This window comes from Thermomicrobiales bacterium, assembly GCA_041390825.1.
Classification (GTDB): Bacteria; Chloroflexota; Chloroflexia; order Thermomicrobiales; family UBA6265; genus JAMLHN01.
Map to the genome: position 1 here is coordinate 25,242 of JAWKPF010000007.1, position 17,412 is coordinate 42,653.

Annotated in this window: 18 protein-coding genes; 7 read left to right on the forward strand and 11 right to left on the reverse strand. The window is 61.7% G+C overall.

The window, feature by feature from the left end; genetic code table 11:
• Positions 1 to 44 precede the first annotated feature (44 nt).
• Together R2855_03525 and R2855_03530 are read left to right on the forward strand one after the other, a co-directional pair.
• On the forward strand, positions 45 to 1,052 hold the full coding sequence (locus tag R2855_03525; GenBank protein ID MEZ4530079.1) for an ABC transporter permease: 1,008 nt from the start codon (positions 45 to 47) through the stop codon (positions 1,050 to 1,052).
• Positions 1,052 to 1,987, forward strand: a complete 936-nt coding sequence (locus R2855_03530) for an ABC transporter permease (protein MEZ4530080.1) — start codon at positions 1,052 to 1,054, stop codon at positions 1,985 to 1,987. Before R2855_03525 ends, R2855_03530 begins: the two co-directional genes overlap by 1 nt.
• Here R2855_03530 and R2855_03535 read toward each other — a convergent pair.
• Entirely contained in the window at positions 1,973 to 3,373 is a 1,401-nt protein-coding gene (locus R2855_03535; protein MEZ4530081.1) for an ATP-binding protein, read from the reverse strand. The genes R2855_03530 and R2855_03535 overlap by 15 nt on opposite strands.
• Before the next feature lie 12 nt (positions 3,374 to 3,385).
• Positions 3,386 to 4,147, reverse strand: coding sequence for a response regulator transcription factor (locus tag R2855_03540; protein ID MEZ4530082.1), 762 nt, complete (start codon positions 4,145 to 4,147; stop codon positions 3,386 to 3,388).
• A 182-nt stretch (positions 4,148 to 4,329) separates the two neighbouring features.
• Between R2855_03540 and rplU the strand changes: the two genes are divergently transcribed.
• From rplU to rpmE, 3 genes are all read left to right on the forward strand, one after another.
• A complete protein-coding gene (gene rplU, locus R2855_03545; GenBank protein MEZ4530083.1) occupies positions 4,330 to 4,686 on the forward strand; it encodes a 50S ribosomal protein L21 in 357 nt (118 codons plus the stop codon).
• 31 nt (positions 4,687 to 4,717) lie between these two features.
• The gene (gene rpmA / locus R2855_03550) at positions 4,718 to 5,038 is read left to right on the forward strand and encodes a 50S ribosomal protein L27 (GenBank protein ID MEZ4530084.1); all 321 of its coding nucleotides are present in this window, start codon (positions 4,718 to 4,720) and stop codon (positions 5,036 to 5,038) included.
• Positions 5,039 to 5,107: 69 nt separating this feature from the next.
• Positions 5,108 to 5,545, forward strand: coding sequence for a 50S ribosomal protein L31 (gene rpmE, locus R2855_03555; GenBank protein ID MEZ4530085.1), 438 nt, complete (start codon positions 5,108 to 5,110; stop codon positions 5,543 to 5,545).
• A 58-nt stretch (positions 5,546 to 5,603) separates the two neighbouring features.
• Here the strand turns inward: rpmE and R2855_03560 are convergent, their stop codons facing one another.
• Both R2855_03560 and R2855_03565 read right to left on the reverse strand, forming a co-directional pair.
• The gene (locus R2855_03560) at positions 5,604 to 6,509 is read right to left on the reverse strand and encodes a CoA ester lyase (GenBank protein MEZ4530086.1); all 906 of its coding nucleotides are present in this window, start codon (positions 6,507 to 6,509) and stop codon (positions 5,604 to 5,606) included.
• Positions 6,509 to 8,233, reverse strand: a complete 1,725-nt coding sequence (locus tag R2855_03565) for a CocE/NonD family hydrolase (GenBank protein ID MEZ4530087.1) — start codon at positions 8,231 to 8,233, stop codon at positions 6,509 to 6,511. The genes R2855_03560 and R2855_03565 overlap by 1 nt, the downstream gene beginning before the upstream one ends.
• A gap of 298 nt (positions 8,234 to 8,531) precedes the next feature.
• On the opposite strand from R2855_03565, the gene R2855_03570 reads away from it, so the two are divergent.
• Entirely contained in the window at positions 8,532 to 9,728 is a 1,197-nt protein-coding gene (locus R2855_03570) for an LCP family protein (protein ID MEZ4530088.1), read from the forward strand.
• On the opposite strand, the gene R2855_03575 is transcribed toward R2855_03570, so the two are convergent.
• Entirely contained in the window at positions 9,729 to 10,637 is a 909-nt protein-coding gene (locus R2855_03575) for a ribonuclease Z (GenBank protein ID MEZ4530089.1), read from the reverse strand.
• Positions 10,638 to 10,708: 71 nt separating this feature from the next.
• Here R2855_03575 and R2855_03580 point away from each other — a divergent pair, with 71 nt between their 5' ends.
• Positions 10,709 to 11,905 (forward strand): aminotransferase class V-fold PLP-dependent enzyme, encoded by a 1,197-nt coding sequence (locus R2855_03580; GenBank protein ID MEZ4530090.1) that lies wholly within the window; start codon positions 10,709 to 10,711, stop codon positions 11,903 to 11,905.
• Here the strand turns inward: R2855_03580 and R2855_03585 are convergent.
• The 6 genes from R2855_03585 to R2855_03610 all read right to left on the reverse strand — a co-directional run bounded on the left by R2855_03585 (position 11,902) and on the right by R2855_03610 (position 17,383).
• Positions 11,902 to 12,654 (reverse strand): polyprenol monophosphomannose synthase, encoded by a 753-nt coding sequence (locus tag R2855_03585; protein ID MEZ4530091.1) that lies wholly within the window; start codon positions 12,652 to 12,654, stop codon positions 11,902 to 11,904. The two genes, R2855_03580 and R2855_03585, sit on opposite strands and share 4 nt — an antisense overlap.
• Before the next feature lie 21 nt (positions 12,655 to 12,675).
• Positions 12,676 to 13,077: a response regulator gene (locus tag R2855_03590; GenBank protein ID MEZ4530092.1), complete on the reverse strand. Its 402-nt coding sequence runs from the start codon at positions 13,075 to 13,077 to the stop codon at positions 12,676 to 12,678.
• 1 nt (position 13,078) lies between these two features.
• Positions 13,079 to 14,452: a UDP-N-acetylglucosamine 1-carboxyvinyltransferase gene (gene murA / locus R2855_03595; GenBank protein MEZ4530093.1), complete on the reverse strand. Its 1,374-nt coding sequence runs from the start codon at positions 14,450 to 14,452 to the stop codon at positions 13,079 to 13,081.
• 90 nt (positions 14,453 to 14,542) lie between these two features.
• Positions 14,543 to 14,977, reverse strand: a complete 435-nt coding sequence (locus R2855_03600) for a F0F1 ATP synthase subunit epsilon (GenBank protein MEZ4530094.1) — start codon at positions 14,975 to 14,977, stop codon at positions 14,543 to 14,545.
• 69 nt (positions 14,978 to 15,046) lie between these two features.
• Positions 15,047 to 16,453 (reverse strand): F0F1 ATP synthase subunit beta, encoded by a 1,407-nt coding sequence (atpD, locus tag R2855_03605; protein ID MEZ4530095.1) that lies wholly within the window; start codon positions 16,451 to 16,453, stop codon positions 15,047 to 15,049.
• Between the two features lie 57 nt (positions 16,454 to 16,510).
• A complete protein-coding gene (locus R2855_03610; protein MEZ4530096.1) occupies positions 16,511 to 17,383 on the reverse strand; it encodes a F0F1 ATP synthase subunit gamma in 873 nt (290 codons plus the stop codon).
• Positions 17,384 to 17,412 lie beyond the last annotated feature (29 nt).

Sequence of the window (17,412 nt, forward strand, 5' to 3'; positions counted from 1 at the left end):
CGCGAGCGATCGACCTGGGGCTGCGTGGAGCGAAGGATTGACGCGTGATCGCACGACTCATCATCCGCCGGATGTTCTTTCTCGTCCTGGTTCTCCTGGGACTTTCGATCATCACCTTCACCCTTTCGCATCTCGTGCCGGCCGACCCCGCGCGCATGATTGCCGGCCCACGCGCGAGCAAGGCCGCGGTCGAAAAGATCCGCGAGGACTACGGTCTCAACGATCCGCTCCCGGTCCAATACGTCGACTACGTCAAGGGTGTTGTCCAACTCGATTTCGGCACATCGTTCAGTTCACGCAGACCTGTGCGCGAGGACCTTGGCCGCTACCTGCCGGCAACTATCGAGCTCGGACTGTACGCCTTCCTGATCGCCACGGCGATCGGCATTCCTCTTGGCGTCGCATCGGCGGTGAAGCGTGATTCGTGGATCGACCACGTTTCACGCTTCATTTCGATCTCCGGATTGGCCGTGCCAGTCTTCTGGCTAGCGCTGATGGCGCAGTACTTCTTTTTCGGGAAGCTGGGTTGGCTGCCGGATGGTCAACGGCTCCCGAACTCGGTCGATCCGCCCAGATCGATCACCCACCTCTACACCATAGACTCGCTCCTTACCGGGAACTGGGAAACGTTGCGCTATTCGGCCGAACATCTCCTGCTCCCGGTGATCGTGCTGGCGTATGGATCACTTGCTGTGGTGACCCGCATGGTGCGCGGCGGAATGATCGAGGTCCTGAACCAGGACTACATTCGCACCGCACGGGCCAAAGGACTGGCGAGCAATGACGTGGTTCGCCGGCACGCACTCAAGAATGCGCTGCTCCCTACCGTCACCTCGCTCGGTCTCCAGGTCGGTCTGCTGTTTTCAGGCGCCTTCCTGGTGGAGATCGTTTTCTCCTGGCCGGGGGTTGGACGATATGCCGTCGACGCCATTCAGGCGGTTGATTACAACGCGACCATGGCGACGACGCTGGTCATCGCCGCGATCTTCGTCCTGGTCAACATGTTTGTCGACATCCTTTACCTCTTCCTCGACCCCAGGATTGCCTACTGATGGAAGCTGACCGCATCGATGCCGCCACGCTCGCGACCGCGACCGGGATGGCTTCTCCGCTCGATCAAATGGGAACCGCCAAGCAGGAGAGCCAACTTCGCAGGAATCTTCGGCGTTTTCTTGTCGACAACCGGCTGAACCTGGTCGGGGTCATCATCGTCGGACTGTTTCTCTTCCTGGCGGTGTTCGGCGAGCTTCTCGCGCCACATGATCCCTATGCGGCGGACATCACGAACTCCAAATTGCTCGGCCCATCGCTGTCGCACCCCATGGGAACAGACGAGCTGGGACGTGATGTCCTGAGCCGAATCATGACCGGCACCCGGGTTTCGGTGCAGGTCGCGCTCTTCGTTCTCGGGTTCGCAGTGCTGTTTGGCACCATCGTCGGACTGATTGCCGGCTACTGGGGTGGCTGGGTCGATGAAGTGCTCATGCGCCTGACCGACATGTTTTTGGCATTTCCCGCGCTGATCCTGGCCGTCGCTATCGCGGCATCCCTCGGACGCAACCTGCGAAACACGATGATCGCGCTGGCAACCGTCTTCTGGCCCTGGTATGCCCGCCTGGTGCGCGCGCAAGTGCTTTCTATCAAGGAACGCGAGTTCGTACAGGCAGCGCACAGCATCGGCATGTCGCGGTCGCGCATCATGCTGCGGCACATCCTGCCGAATGCCGCCTCAGTGATCATCATTCAATTGACACTCGACGTCGGATTCGCAATCCTGGCGACCAGCTCACTCAGCTTCATCGGTCTGGGAGCGCAACCGCCATCGCCCGAATGGGGCACGATGATGTCGACCGCGCGCAACTATTTTCGCGACGCGTGGTGGTACATGGCGTTCCCCGGTATCGCGTTGACGCTCACAGTCCTGGCGTTCAACCTGTTGGGCGATGGCCTGCAGGACGCGCTCGACCCGCGCTCAGGACGCCGCTGACGCCATTGCCCCGTTGCCGGTCCGCTGGCGAGGTTCCATTGGAAGCTCGACCGTGAAAACAGATCCCCGCCCGAGCGTGCTCTTCACAGAGATACGTCCACCGTGCGTAAGCACAATGTGCTTGGCGATCGCAAGTCCGAGACCGGTGCCGGAGGATCTTCGCGCGCGGTCACTCTTGTAGAAACGCTCGAAAAGCCGCGGCAGCTCGTCGTCATGAATGCCGACCCCGGTATCGATCACCTCGATTTGGAGCAGATTGTCGCGTTCCGCCGCTCGGACCGTAATCGATCCGCCGGCGGGCGTGAACTTGACCGCGTTCTGGATGAGATTGATGAGCACTTGCTCGATGCGGGCATCATCAATGGTCGCGGCGTTTGGCGCATCGGTCGCGTCCGTTTCGATGGTGAGCCCAGCGGTTTCGATCTGGTGGCGCAGGCGATCGACCGTGCGCTCGATCAAGTCCTGCGGCAGGATTGCCCGGTAGTCGAGCGCGAGCCGTCCTGATTCGAGCCGCCCCAGGTCAAGGAGCTCTTCGACCAGCGCATTCAAACGATCCACCTCGAACACGATCCGTCCCAGAAATTCTCCGGAGACTGCTGGATCGTCGATCGCGCCCGCTTCGAGGGTGTCGGCGAGCGCGCGAATCGAGGCAAGCGGTGTTTTCAGCTCGTGCGAAACGTTGGCGACGAACTCGCGTCGTACAAGCTCGAGCCGCCGGAGGTCGGTCACGTCGCGAAGCACCACTAGTCCAAACCGCTCGCCCCCGGTTTCGACGGGCATGACCGAGATATCGATGAATCGCTCACTCAGGGAGAGATGGACCGTGCGGACCTGGCGCTCTCCTGAGCGCATGACCTCGCGGAACTGGTCCACCAGCTCGTAGTCGCGCGCCAGCACCACCAGGCGCTGCCCACTCTCGACATCACCAGAGCGCCCGAGCAGCTCAGCGGCCCTTCCGTTGGCGGCGATCACCTGCTCCTGCCCGTCGACGAGCATGATGCCGTCCTGCAGCCCATCGAAGATCGCTTCCACCCAGCGCCGTTCCCGGAGATAGCGCTCCTGCGTTGATTCAAAACGATCGATCAGGTGGTTTACCGAGCGCCCCAGGTCGGCAATCTCGCGAATCGGATCGGGTTCGACGACTGCGGCGAGTTCGCCATTCGCTGCCCGATGAGCCGCCGACTGCACAGCCGCGATTTTTCGCACCAGGCGGTCGCTTGCTGACCATCCCGCGAACGCAGCCAGCGCCGCGCCAGCCGCAACAGCAAACCAGACCAGCGAAGCGGGCGGGTCGGATCGGGTAAGGGTGACCAGCACCACCGGGATCGCTCCCAGAAGTCCCCCAATCACCGCAGCCAGCGCCGCCCGAGCGCGTATCGACTCCATGCCTGCGGCTCCTTAGGTTCCCTCGTCGACCAACCGATACCCATAGCCGCGCACAGTTTCGATCAGCCGGGGGTTCGACGGATCGGCCTCGATTTTCTGGCGGAGACCGCGGATGTGCACATCCACCGTCCGAGTGTCGACGCTATGCTCGTACTTCCAGACATGCCGCAGGAGCGCGTCGCGGGTGATGGTCAGATTCGGCCGCTCCATGAAGTAGAGCAGCAAGTCGAACTCCTTTGGCTTGAGCGTGACCAAACGACCATCGACACGCACGGTATGCGCTGCCGGGTCGATCTCGAGCCGTCCCACCCGGCGAATCTCGCTCGACTGTACAGGCGCTGGAGCAGCCGGTTCCTCTACTCGCGGGACTGAGCCGCGTTGGGACCGGCGTAGGTTCGCCCGCACGCGGGCCACGAGCTCGCGCATGACGAATGGCTTGGTCAGGTAGTCGTCACCGCCGATCTCCAGACCCAGGATGCGATCGACATCCTCGCCTTTCGCCGAGAGGAAGAGAACCGGCACGTCCGATTTCTCACGGATGATGCGGCAAACCTGGATTCCGTCGAGGCCGGGAAGCATCACGTCGAGCACGATCACGTCAGGCCGCAACTGCCCGTTGAGTTGCAACGCTTCAGGACCGTCCGTGGCAAGCGCCACACCCCAGCCTTCGCGTTTCAGACTGTATGCGATTGCATCTCGCAGGGCCGGTTCATCGTCCACAACGAGAACAAGCGGCCGATCCGAATCGGTCCGAACCGCGATCGGGTTGGTCAAAGTCGCCTCCTCACGAAGCGTACGAGCATCGCACCCCCCAACGGTAAAGCACGTGTTAAGTCGCCTGACCCGGGCAGACCGGACGCGCCATTCGTGGTAATATTGTGTGCTTGCGGGTGCGGAGGCGCCCGATTTTTGATGCCTGTTGTTTGGCGCATCCGCGCAATCAGTGAAATGTAGCCATGAGCAAGAAGACGAGCAAGAAGTCAACGACCGGCAGCGATGCGCAATACGCGATCGTCGAAACCGGCGGAAAGCAGTATCGGGTTCAGGTTGGGGACGTCTTGAGCGTCGAGAAGCTGGATGGCGACGCGGGAACCGAGGTAACGCTCGACCGTGTGCTCCTGATCGGCGGCGACGGTGACACCAAGATTGGTACCCCGGTGGTCGAGGGCGCTTCGGTGGCCGCGACGATCGCGGATCAGTATCGTGGTGAGAAGATCGTTGTCTTCAAGTACAAGCCAAAGAAGAACTATCGCCGACGAACCGGTCACCGGCAGCCGTTGACCAAGCTGGAGATCACGGGCATCAACGCCTAGCTCCGCCGAAGCTACGAAGGGACAATGAAACATGGCTCATAAGAAGGGTGTCGGTAGCTCGCGCAATGGTCGAGACAGCGCGTCTCAGCGCCTGGGCGTGAAGCGCTATGACGGCGAGTTCGTTCGCTCTGGCACCATCGTGGTGCGTCAGCGTGGAACCGAGTTCTGGGTCGGCAACAACGTCGGCATCGGCAAGGACCACACCATTTACGCCAAGATCGACGGTGTCGTCTGCTTCGAGCAGATCAGCCGCCAGAAGAAGCGCATTAGCGTCTATCCGGAAGATGTCTATCCGATTGGCGGCGCCCCGAAGGGTCAGGCCGCCGAGGTGGCCGCCACCGCTGCCGACTAGGCAGCTCGAGAACCAAACGAAATGCCCCTCCGAATATTGGACGGAGGGAGCGAGGAGAACCAAAAACCAATGAAACCTGGCATCCACCCCAAGTACGACGAATCCATTGTGATTTGCGCGTGCGGCAACACGTTCACGACCCGATCGACCCGGCCTCAGCTCCGCACCGACCTGTGCAATGTCTGCCACCCGTTCTATACCGGTGAGCAGCGCATCGTCGACACCGCCGGGCAAGTCGAGCGCTTCATGAAGCGCATGGAAGCCGCTCAGGGTTCCGAAGGTCGTCAGTCCAAGCGTCAGGCGCGTTTGGCCGAACGGCAGTCGAGAATCGAGGCCGAGCGAGCGCGCCAGGCAGAGATTGCCGCGCAGGCCGAGGCTGAGGAAGCCGCCGCACGCGCGGCAGCTGCAGCCGCTGCCGCTGAGATCGCCGCAGCCGAGGCCGCCGATGGCGAAGACGTGGTGGTCGAAGTCATCGAGGTCGAGGTCGTCGAGGAAGTCGAAAGCTAGTCCCCAGTCGAATTTGGCTTCGCATCCGTCCGGTTCCAGTTGGAGCCGGACGGTTTTCTTATTCTCCGGTTTCCCCGGCAAACTCCAGCGTGCGAAGCGCCATTCGCAGGTTCGCGGCGTCGATCATCTCGGTGCCCATGGCAATCGCGCCGAACCCGGCGTCGGTGGCCTCACGATAGGCAGCCAGCACATGGCGAGCATGCTCGACTTCGGCTTGACCGGGGGTAAAAACCTCGTTGACCACTGATATCTGGTCGGGGTGGATACACCACTTGCCATCGAAACCAAGCGCGCGTGCGGCTTGCGCGGACGATCGAAGTCCGTCCAGGTCCCGGAACGCGGCAAACGGCCCATCGATTGCGCTGAGCGCGTTGGCGTGTGCCGCAACCGAGATTCGGCTCATGGGATAGTGCCAGCGATGCCCAGGGTACGACGCGTCCCAGGTATCGGTGATTCCGATGCCTGCGAGCGGGTACCCGGCTGACGCGGCGAAATCGCCGGGTCCAAACGTGAGCGCGACGAGCCGCGGATCGGACGCTGCGATCGTTTCACAATTGACGAGACCCATCGCCGATTCGATCTGCACATCGAGCTGAATCGGCTCGGTGCGGCCGTACTCCATTTCGATCTGTCGAAGCAGGATCGAAAGCGCGCGCACGTCGGCCGCATCGCCGGTCTTGGGAACCACGATTCGATCGATCCCTGCCCGAGTTCCTTGCAGAACTTCGACGATATCGCGATACATCCATTGGGTATCGAACCCATTGCAACGAAAGGTTCTGGGGCGTCCGCGCCAATCTCCCTGATCGACCATCTCGATGACCATCTGTCGCGCTGCGGCCTTCTGGCCTGGGGCAGTGGCATCTTCCAGGTCGAGCATGACGAGGTCCGCGTCGCTCGCAAGCGCTTTCTCGATCATGCGAGCGTTGCCGGCTGGAACGGACAGGACGGAACGCGTGCGCACTACTCGACCCCATTCCAGACCGGGAGCGTGATGCTCGACGGATGTTCGGCGTCGTGATAGATCGCCTGCGTTGCCACAATCGCGCTCGCCAGTCCTTCGCCGCCTGGGCTGTTTCCGGTGTTGAGGTTTCGGTCCCATTGCGGAAAGTCGTTACTCGTGACCTGAACGCGAATCCGCTCGCCGGCATCGAGTTTGACACCGATCGGGCCGATCGGAATCTCGTAGCGGTAGATCGTGCCGGGGTCGAGCAGCGTCGGCGACTCGAGCGAATCCCGGTACCGGGCGCGAACGATGCCCTCTTGCAGGTTCGTGGATACGCCATTGCCATCGACCACACAGAGACGCACCGCGTAGTCGGTATCGACCGCTGTGGTCGAAGCAAAGATGGTGGCCGAAACATCGCCGATCAGCCACATGGGTCGTTCGAGGGGGGCTGTCGTGTAGACGAGGACACCATTGTTGACCTCCCGGGTGAACTGGTCGGCAGGCCCCATGGGCGCCACATGTTCGAAACAGCACGAGTGTCCGCCGTGTCCGGGATGCGGCCCGACAGGATCGTAGGTATACACATCAGGGAGTTCCCCGGCTGGCGCCGACGTGTCCAGCGAACCGTCACCGTAGAGCGAATTGGCGCGTCCATCTGAGTGCAGATAGAAGGGAGTTGGCGTGGTGTCAGCAGGTGGCCAGTTGTCGAAATCGCGCCAGACACCCTCACGCAGGATGTACAGCCGCACCTGGGCGTCGGTTTCGGCGACGGGGTCCGCTTTCAAGTGGCGATCGAACCAGTCGATTTGCCACTCGTCGAATGCGTGAGGTGACGCATCGTCGACTTCTGCTCCACCGAGAACGCGCCACGGAATGTGATACCAGGGACCGATGAGCAGACGCTGATTCGACCGAGCATGGTCGTTGCCGGCAGCAGCACGCAGTCCGACGTAGTTCTTCACTGAGCCTGAGAGGAAGATGTCGTACCAACCTGCAACATGCAGTGCCGGCACCTGGATGCGTGAATAGTCCTCGTCGATGCTCCAACGTTTCCAGTAGTCGTCATAGGTCGGATGCGCAATCCAGTCATCGAAGAACGGAGTGTCCTGATTGCTCAACGCCGGTATTCCATCGAGCGGTAGTGACCAATCGAGCGCAAGCGACGCCGCAAACCCCGCCGCAAACGCTGCCGCTGCAGCATCGTCTCCTCTGCGCTGAGCGACGTTGATACCGAGACTGAGCGCCCAGGAGAGCGCGAACCCGAGCGCGAAGGCTCCCTGGTTGTAGGTCCAGCCTTCGTAATATTGCGACGCGGTCACCGCCGGAATCAGCGCGCCGAGCGCTGAGGGCGCTTCGACCGCCGCAAGAAGCTGGGTAGCTCCGCCGTAGGACGCGCCGAACATGCCAACCTTGCCGCTCGATCCTTCCAGTGCGCCGCACCACTGCACAGTGTCGTAGCCGTCTTGCTGTTCGTACTCGAAGGGGTAGAACTCGCCCTCGGACTGGTAGCGGCCGCGAGTGTCCTGGCAAACGACGATATACCCATTGCGGGCGTACCAGCTCGGGTGGGCGTAGATCACGTTCTCGGACTGTGTCTTGTCATAGGGGATGCGAATGAGCAGAACAGGATACGTTCCGGGCTCCTCCGGACGATAGACATCGGCCCGCAAAATCGTGCCATCGCGCATGGGAACCGGCACGTCGAGTTCGACCATCACACCTGGAACCGAAACTGCCACCGCTGCGTTCTCCTGTTGGCAAACCAACCGGCAGTTTCTGCCGGCATTTCGTGACGGCAGCATACGGCGATGGGGTGGGGCGCGCAATCGACTCGATTCGCCCGGATCGCTACGCCGCGGCGGCGGTTGCAGCGTATCCTTGTACGTCGGTAGAGGCCCGCGGGTTGCAGCGTTCGGCCCATCGTGGCTGTGGATGGACATCAGGCAGCGAATGAACCCAGCAGCACCGGACCAGACATCGCCGCCACCGTCGTCACCATCTCGATTTGCCTTTCTCAGCAACCGGCGGCGGAAAGCCGTGGCTGTAGCGCTCGTCATCCTGTCGGTCTTGGCACTCATCCTGGCCATCCAAAGCTGGCGTGTGTTGAGCGCAATCGTCGATGTCGAACAGTCGGCGGTGGTGCCGTTGCCTCCTAGCGACAGTGCCCTGGCTACCCCCACTGCACCTCCCCTCACATCAACGCCAGCGTCGGCAGCGCTGAACTCGACGGCTCCGGAGACGGAAGCCGTCTGGACGTCCACCGCGTTGCCAACGCAAGCCGCCACCAGTGAACCGGCGCCAACGCATGAAGAAGCCGACGATCCGCCCTCGAAGCTGGAGGTGGCGCAACAGATCGTCGATGCGGGGATGGCTGATGGAAATCCTGGTGAATCTGACATCTGGGAAGGCAAGACCGGTCTGAACATCCTCGTGTTGGGCGTGGACACGCGTGCCGACGGAGGCGATCAAAACGCCGACGTCATCATCATCGCCCACCTGGACCTGGTGAATCACCGGTTGTCCGGCGTGAGTCTGCCGCGTGACCTGCAGGTCGAGATTCCCGGTGTTGGGGAAGACAAGATCAACGGCTCCTATAACTACGGTGTGCTGGCAAGCCCGGACGATCCCGTCGCAGGAGTCGCCAAAGTGCGCGATACTATCGAATCGGTCTTCGGCATTCCGATCGATGGTTATGTGTTGGTGGACTTTTCCGGATTCAGCGATGTGGTCGATGCCATGGGAGGCATAACCGTGGATGTCCCCTACGAGATCCTGGATGAGGAGTACCCCACCGAAGACTACGGTGTCACGACGATCCATTTCGATCCCGGGGTGCAAGAGATGGACGGAGAGGAGGCGCTCGTCTACGTGCGTACCCGCCACGCCGACAGCGACGATGCACGCCGAGAACGCCAGCTCGATGTGATTCGCGCGATTTTCGAGCAGGGGAAGTCGGTTACGTCGATTGCAAACGCCGACGAGATCATTTTGTCGGCCGGTGATGCGATTCAGACGAGTTTCGATCTGGAGGAACAGCTGACACTGGCGCGCATTGCCTACCAGATGGCCGAAGGAGACATCGTGCTCACCACGCTTGGTGAACCAATTCTGGAAGCCGGCTGGAGCGATGACGGCCGCTGGATCTATACCGGCGATCCCGAGGAGATCAAGGCGTTCGTGCTGAACGCGATCGACACCAGCAAGGTCGAGGGAACGCCATCGCCGGGTAGCTGATCAGTCCGGGAACGAGAGTGTCGTCTCCAGCCCGGTGAATCCGATCGTCGTGTTGGGGAACACTTCGGTCGCATTGTGCAGAAATTCTCGCGGTTCTGCGACCGAAGGGCTGAAATGCGTGAGCCACAGCTCCCCGGCGCCACTCTCCCGGGCAATCGTCGCGGCCTCGCGGAAGGTCATGTGCGTCTTCTGGATCGCCTTCTCATGGTCGCCGTCATCACCGTAGGTTCCTTCGCACACGAGCAAGTCGACGCCCTGCAGGAGTTCTGACATCTGCGGGACCGGCCGCGTGTCGGTGACGAATCCAAGCGCGACCCCTTTTCGCGGCGGACCGACGAAGTCGACGCCGCGAACATCCCTTCCCTCCCAGGTCAGGTTTTCGCCGCGTTGCAGCTGCGACCAAAGGTGCACTGGCAGACCCGCGGCGCGCGCCCGATCGGCATCGAACCTGGGTTCACGAGCGCGATCGACCCGGTAGAAGAAGCAGCGGTCCCGATGTTCCGCCTGGCCAACGGTCAGATCGATGCCCGCCGGTAGCTTGATGCGGTCGCCCGCTTCGACTTCCTGCACCATGACGTCCATTGGCAAACCAGGCACCACGATCGTGAGCGCCTGGGCGACCTGAAGGGTGCCGGGAGGCCCATAGACGGTCAATGGTTCCGTGCGGCCCGCATTCCCCACTGAGAAAAGGACACCGGTCAGGCCCATGACATGGTCGGCGTGCAGGTGCGAGAGAACAATCGATGAGAGCCGTTTGAACCCCCAGCCACTCTCGCGCATTGGAACCTGCGTCCCCTCCCCACAATCGAAGAGGGTCATCTCGTTTTCACAGCGGATCAAGAGACTCGAGAGCCATCGATGCGGTAGCGGCATCATGCCGCTCGTGCCGAGCAGAAGCGCATCGATCATCCGGTTTGCCCCCGGATCACGTAGGATAGGCAATCACCAACCCGATTCGTCCCGGAAAGGATGCGCGCCGGATGCCAGATTTGTTCACAGCTGCGGAAGTCGAGCGATTTCGCAGCGATACGCCTGGATGCGCGCATGTGGTCCATTTCAATCACTCAGGTTCCTCGTTGATGCCACGACCGGTCGTGGATGCGACCGTTGCGCATACGGTGCTCGAATCGGAGATCGGCGGATATGAAGCCTACGATTCCGCACTGGAGCGTATCAATGGAGTCTACGGCTCCATTGCCCGCATGCTTGGCGCATCGCCCTCCGAGATCGCACTGGTGGAGAATGCTACCCGTGCCTGGGACATGGCGTTCTATGCCATCCCCTTCAATCCGGGCGACGTGATCCTCACGTCGATTTCCGAGTATGCCAGCAATGTCATCTCCTTCCTGCAAGTCGCAAAACGCGGGGTCAGCGTCGAAGTCGTACCGAATGACGAGTTTGGCCAGATTTCGATCGACGCGCTCAGCGCAATGCTCGATTCACGGGTCAAACTCGTGGCAGTGACGCACATGCCGACCAACGGCGGACTCTTGCAACCGGCAGCCGCGATTGGCAAGCTGGCTCGGGAAAATGGTTCGTTCTTCCTGCTCGATGCTTGCCAAACTGCTGGGCAACTGCCGCTCGATGTCGACGCGATCCAGTGCGATTTTCTCTCCGCGACCAGTCGGAAGTTCCTGCGCGGTCCGCGGGGCGTCGGCTTTCTCTATGTTCGCGACGAGGTGATCGAACAGCTGGAACCTCCCATGCTCGATTTGCACGCCGCGGAGTGGACATCTGCGGACGGATATCGCATACGGCCAGATGCGAAGCGATTCGAGAATTGGGAAAAGAACTATGCGAATCACCTCGGGATGGGTGTTGCAGTCGACTATGCGCTCGACGCGGGGCTCGATCGCATTTGGCTGCAAGTCGAACGCAATGCCGCCAGTTTGCGGGAGAAACTCAGTGGTATTCCGGGAGTGACGGTGCGCGACCTTGGCGAGGTCAAGGGCGGGATTGTTACCTTTGAGATCGCAGGCATCGACCCGCAACTCGCGAACCAACGGCTCCGCTCCGAGTGGAACATCAACACATCTGGCAGCGGAATCTCCAGCACGCGGTTCGATATGGAGTCACGCGGGATCAACAATATGGTGCGCTCGTCGACCCACTACTTCACAACTGACGAAGAGATCGATCTGTTCGCGACCGCAGTCGAAGAGATTGGCCGCGGCTAGATTCGCCCCAACACCTGATCGAGCTTGAGCTTCCACACCATCAGGATCGCTTCAAGAACGATTCTGCGAGAAAGCTTCGATTTTCCAGCCATGCGGTCGACAAATCGGATGGGAACCTCGTCAACCCGGAAACCCAAGAGCATGGTCTTGTAGGTGGTTTCGATCTGGAAGACGTAGCCGTCCGATTCGATATGGTCGATATCGAGTGCGACCAGCGCGTCGCGGCGATAGACCTTGAAACCACCCGTCAGGTCCTTGATGGGAACCCGCAGGACGCTGCGGGCATAGCGTCCGCCCACCCTGCTGATCAACTTTCGATGACGCGGCCAACCGGCGGTGTCTCCTCCCGGCACGTAGCGTGACCCCAACACCAAATCGGCATGGTCTGTCGCGCGCACGAGTCCTGGGAGATCGGCGGGATCATGAGAAAGGTCTGCGTCCATCTGCGCGATGAGCGCCGCGTCCGTTCTAAGGGCTACGTCGAATCCAGCCACGTACGCTCGTCCGATTCCCTCCTTCGCCTGGCGTGAAAGGAGCTGCACGCGCTCCGGGCACGCCTGCGCCATCGACGCGACGATTTCCCCTGTGCCATCAGGCGAGTTGTCATCGACGATCAGGAGTCGATAGCGAGGCCCAAGCGCAAGCACACGCTCGATCAACGTCTGTATCGATCCGGCTTCGTTGTAGGTGGGGACCACGACGCAGACAGGAGACTCACGGTCGCCATCTTCCTGGCCAGGTTGAGCCACCAGCTCGTGAAGTCCCGCTGACTATGCGTCCGCCAGCTCTTCGCTGGCGTCGCTCCTGCGTCGGGAAAGATGAAACGCGACCTGCGCAAGCAGAGCGTCGATATCGAACGGCTTGGCGAGCGCCGCATCAGCGTCGGCCAGCTCTTGCGACTGGTTGCGCAAGGTGCGGCCCGCAGACATCGCAACGATGGGAACATCGGCCGTTTCCGGATCGCTCTTGAGTCGCCGGATCGCTGTCGTGCCATCGACGGCGGGGAGCATGATGTCCATCAGGATGAGATCGGGGCTCCAGTCACGCGCCAGCATCAGTCCCTGCGCCCCGTCACGGGCGATGGCCACGGTGTACCCCTCGCCAGCGAGGACCGCTTCGATCAGGTCCGCCACGGAAGGCTCGTCTTCAACTACCAGGATGCGTTGTGGCAACTCACGTACCTCGTGACAAGCTTGACTCGTCGAGTGTCACCTCGTCGATGTCAGCGCCGATGGCCTTCAGCTTCGGCACCATCTGCTCATAGCCGCGGTCGATATGATAGATGTCGCGCACCTCGGTTTCGCCTGAAGCAACCAGGCCTGCCAGCACCATGCCAGCGCCCGCCCGGATATCGAGACACCGAACAGTTGCGCCAACGAGTGGTGTCGGTCCAGTGATGACCGCTTCAGTGCCGTATCGGTTCGGTCCAAGCTTTTCGACGTCGATCTTGGCGCCCAGCGCGATCAGCTCATCGGTGTACTTGAGTCTGTCCTCGAAGACACGCTCCTTGAGCTTCGAGATACCGGTTGCCTGGGTCATCAGCACCGCGAACCCGGCCTGCAGATCGGTCGGGAAACCGGGGAACGGCATCGTCTGGATTTCGACGGCCTTGAGCGGAGCGCCGCCTCGCACCAGCATCGATCCTGGGCGTGCCCAGATTTCCGCTCCCGCCTCTTCCAGCTTGGCGCGCACCGGAAGCATGTCCGGCTCGTTGATGTTGTTGAGCTGGACTTCGCCGCCGGTGACCGCCGCCGCAATGGCATAGGTTCCAGCTTCGAGGCGATCCGGAAGAATCGTCTCGGAAACACCATGCAGCCGATCGACACCGTCGACTGTGATCGTCGGAGACCCCAGCCCGGTGATGCGCGCCCCCATGCGATTGAGCATGTTCCCCAGGGCTACGATTTCCGGTTCGCAGGATGCATTGACGATGGTCGTTCGACCGTTTGCCAGGGTGGCGGACATGAGCAGGTTCTCCGTGCCGGTATGGCTCGGATAGTCCATGTAGATCGAAGCGCCTCGCAGACCTTGCCCATCGGTCTCACCGGCGATGAAATGCTCGTCCGCGTCGATCTTCGCGCCCATCTGACGAAAACCACGGACATCGACATCGACTGGACGCACGCCGAGCTGGCATCCGCCCGGCGTCGACGCGCTCATCCGACCGGTTCTGCCAAGCAGCGGACCTGCCACAAGGAACGAGGCGCGCATCTTGGCAACCAGCTCTTGCGGAGCGTCGGACGTCCGGATGCTTGCCGCCTGAACCGTTACCCGATGGCGGGACGGCTCATACTCCACCTCGGCGCCGAGGGCGGCGAGAAGCCCGGTCATTGTGCGAATGTCGGAGAGCGTGGGAACGTTGTTCAGGACACATGGTTCGGATGTGAGCAGGGTAGCAGCAAGCAAGGGCAGCGCCGCGTTCTTTGCTCCACCGATGGTGACCTCACCACGCAGCGGCGTTCCGCCGCGAATGCGAAGCGCCCGCCGCCGTTCCAGCGGTTCGGGCGCTTGTGTGGACATCGTTGTACGGAGGAGTGTAGAGCTCATCGAGCAGCTTTCCGGTTCGTGCGAGAGTGTCGCGCGCCGGAGCGACGACGAGCGCAGAATCCGGTGCGCGTCAACTATACCGGATCGGCCCTATTGCACATCCGACGGACGGCGACCCGATCGGCGCTGCCCGAACTTGATGCGCACCTGAGCGCGGCTGAGCCGCGCTTCGGCAGCAGCCAGATCGGTCCGGTCGCCACCACGGGCAATCGCCTCTTCCGCCCGCTTGCGCGCCTCTTCCGCCCGTTGGAGGTCGATCTCCTCGACCTTCTCAGCGACGTCAGCAAGCACGATCACCTTGTGTGGCAGCACTTCCATGAAACCGCCGAAGACGACCATGGACTGTTCCGCGCCAGCCTTCTTGATGCGCAACTCACCGGCTGAAAGCGTGGTGACCAGCGGTGCATGGTTCGGCAGGATGCCCAGCATGCCCTGCGAGCCAGGCGCGCTCACCATTTCCACATCGGTCTCGGAAAAGACGATGCGCTCGTTGGTCACGATTTCGACGGTCAGAGATGAAGCCACCAGGAAATCTCCTTGGAATGGAGCGCCCACGCGGGCGCTCCATCGGGTCTTGTTGGGTGCGAGAGCCGACTAGGCGCTCGCGGCGGCCGCCTCGCGGACCATCTCGATGCCACCGGCGTACATGAACGCCTGCATGGGGACATCGTCGAGCTTGCCTTCCAGGATGTCCTTGAAGCCACGCACCGTGTCCTGCCGGGAGACATACTGGCCATCGCGTCCCGTGAACTGTGCAGCGGTGAAGAATGGCTGCGAGAAGAAGCGCTCGATCCGCTGTGCGCGGGCCACGAGCTGCTTGTCCTCTTCCGAAAGCTCTTCCACACCGAGAATGGCGATGATGTCTTGCAGGTCGCGATAGCGCTGCAGCACACGCTGCACTTCGCGGGCGACCTGATAGTGCTCCTCACCCACGATGCGCGGGTCGAGGATGCGGGAGGTGGAGGCCAACGGGTCCACCGCCGGGAAGATGCCGCGCTCGGCAATCGACCGCTCCAGCGAAACGGTCGCATCGAGGTGCGCGAACGTCGTCGCAGGAGCCGGGTCGGTATAGTCGTCGGCCGGGACGTAGACCGCCTGCACCGAGGTGATGGAACCACGCTTGGTGGAGGTGATGCGCTCTTGCAGTTGGCCCATCTCCGAAGCGAGCGTCGGCTGGTAGCCCACGGCGCTGGGCATGCGGCCCAGGAGCGCGGACACTTCCGAGCCAGCCTGCACGAAGCGGAAGATGTTGTCGATAAAGAGAAGAACGTCCATCCCTTCGTCGCGGAAATACTCCGCCATCGTCAGTCCGGTCAGACCGACGCGCAGGCGGGCGCCCGGCGGCTCGTTCATCTGACCGAAGACCATGACCGTCTGGCCCATAACGCCCGAGGCGGTCATTTCGCCGAAGAGCGCTGTGCCCTCGCGAGTCCGCTCACCCACACCTGTGAAAACCGACACTCCCGAGTGCTCGGCGGCAATGTTGCGGATGAGCTCGGTGATGACCACCGTCTTGCCCACGCCGGCGCCACCAAAGATGCCGGTCTTGCCGCCCTTGGTGAAGGGGGCAATGAGGTCGATGACCTTGATGCCGGTCTCGAACACTTCGATCTGGGTCGACTGATCCTCGAACGCCGGAGCCGGGCGATGGATCGGGTACTCGACCTTCGCTTCGACCGGGCCGGCCTGGTCGATCGGGTCACCGACAACGTTCAGAATGCGTCCGAGCGTCTCCGGGCCGACCGGTACCGTGATGGCGGCGCCGGTGTTCTTGACTTCCATCCCACGGCGCAGGCCATCGGTGGAGCTCATGGCCACGGTGCGGACCCAGTCGTTGCCCAGGTGCTGCTGCACCTCGAGGGTCAACGGCTCGCCACCTTCTGGAACAACTTCCAGGGCGTAGTAGATTTCCGGCAGTTCATCCGGGGGAAACTGAACGTCGACGACCGGGCCCATCACCTGGACGACCGTCCCGCTCGATTGCTTCGTCTTCTTGGCCATAACTTTCGCTCCTTCGATCTGACTTCAGCGATCGATGATTGGTGATCTCGCGGACGTCTAGCCGCGCTCGCGCAGGGCATTCGCCCCGGCGGAAATCTCGGAAACCTCAGCGGTAATCTGCGACTGGCGTGCCTTGTTGAAGGTCAGCGTGAGCTCACTCACCAGGTCCTTCGCGTTTTCGGAGGCATTGCGCATGGCAACCATGCGGGCGGAATACTCCGAAGCAAAGTTCTCCAGAATCGCCTGATAAATCTGCGTATCGACCAGGCGCGGCAACAAGCTGTTCAGCACGTCTTTCGCGTTCGGTTCGAAGATGTAGTCGCTGTAGGCCCCGGTCGCTTCCGGAGGCTCGATCGGCAGCAGCTTGTGCACCGTCGGGACCTGCGAAAGGGTGTTCACGAACTTGGCATAGATCAGGTAGACCGCATCGACCCGGCCAGAGGTGTAGTCGTCGATGATCACATCGGTGATTGGCAGGATTTCAGCTGCCTCGACCGAGTCCTTGAGATTCGAGAACTCGGCAACGACTTCCTGGCGCGTGCGAATCATGAAGTCGCGCCCCTTGCGGCCAACCGTCACCACCTGAACAGGCGCGTCCGCCTCGCTCAGCACAAAGCGGCCGGCCCGGCGCAGGATGTTCGAGTTGAGCGGACCGGTCAGCCCCTTGTCCGGCGTAACCAGCAAGATCTCGATCTTCTTGACTTCGCGGTGAGCGAGCAGCGGAAACGCAGCTGCGCTTTCTGCATCGAGATGCAGCGCTGCCAAATCACCGATCATCGCTTCGAGCCGCTCGGCGTAGGGACGGCTGGCCAGCACGCGCTGCTGCGAGCGGCGCATTTTCGAGGCAGCCACCATTTCCATGGCGCGCGTGATCTGCGAAATGTTGCGGACCGAACGTATTCGGCGCCGAATCTCTCGTGTACTGGCCAACGTATCCTCCTCGCCGGTGGCTGTCGGTT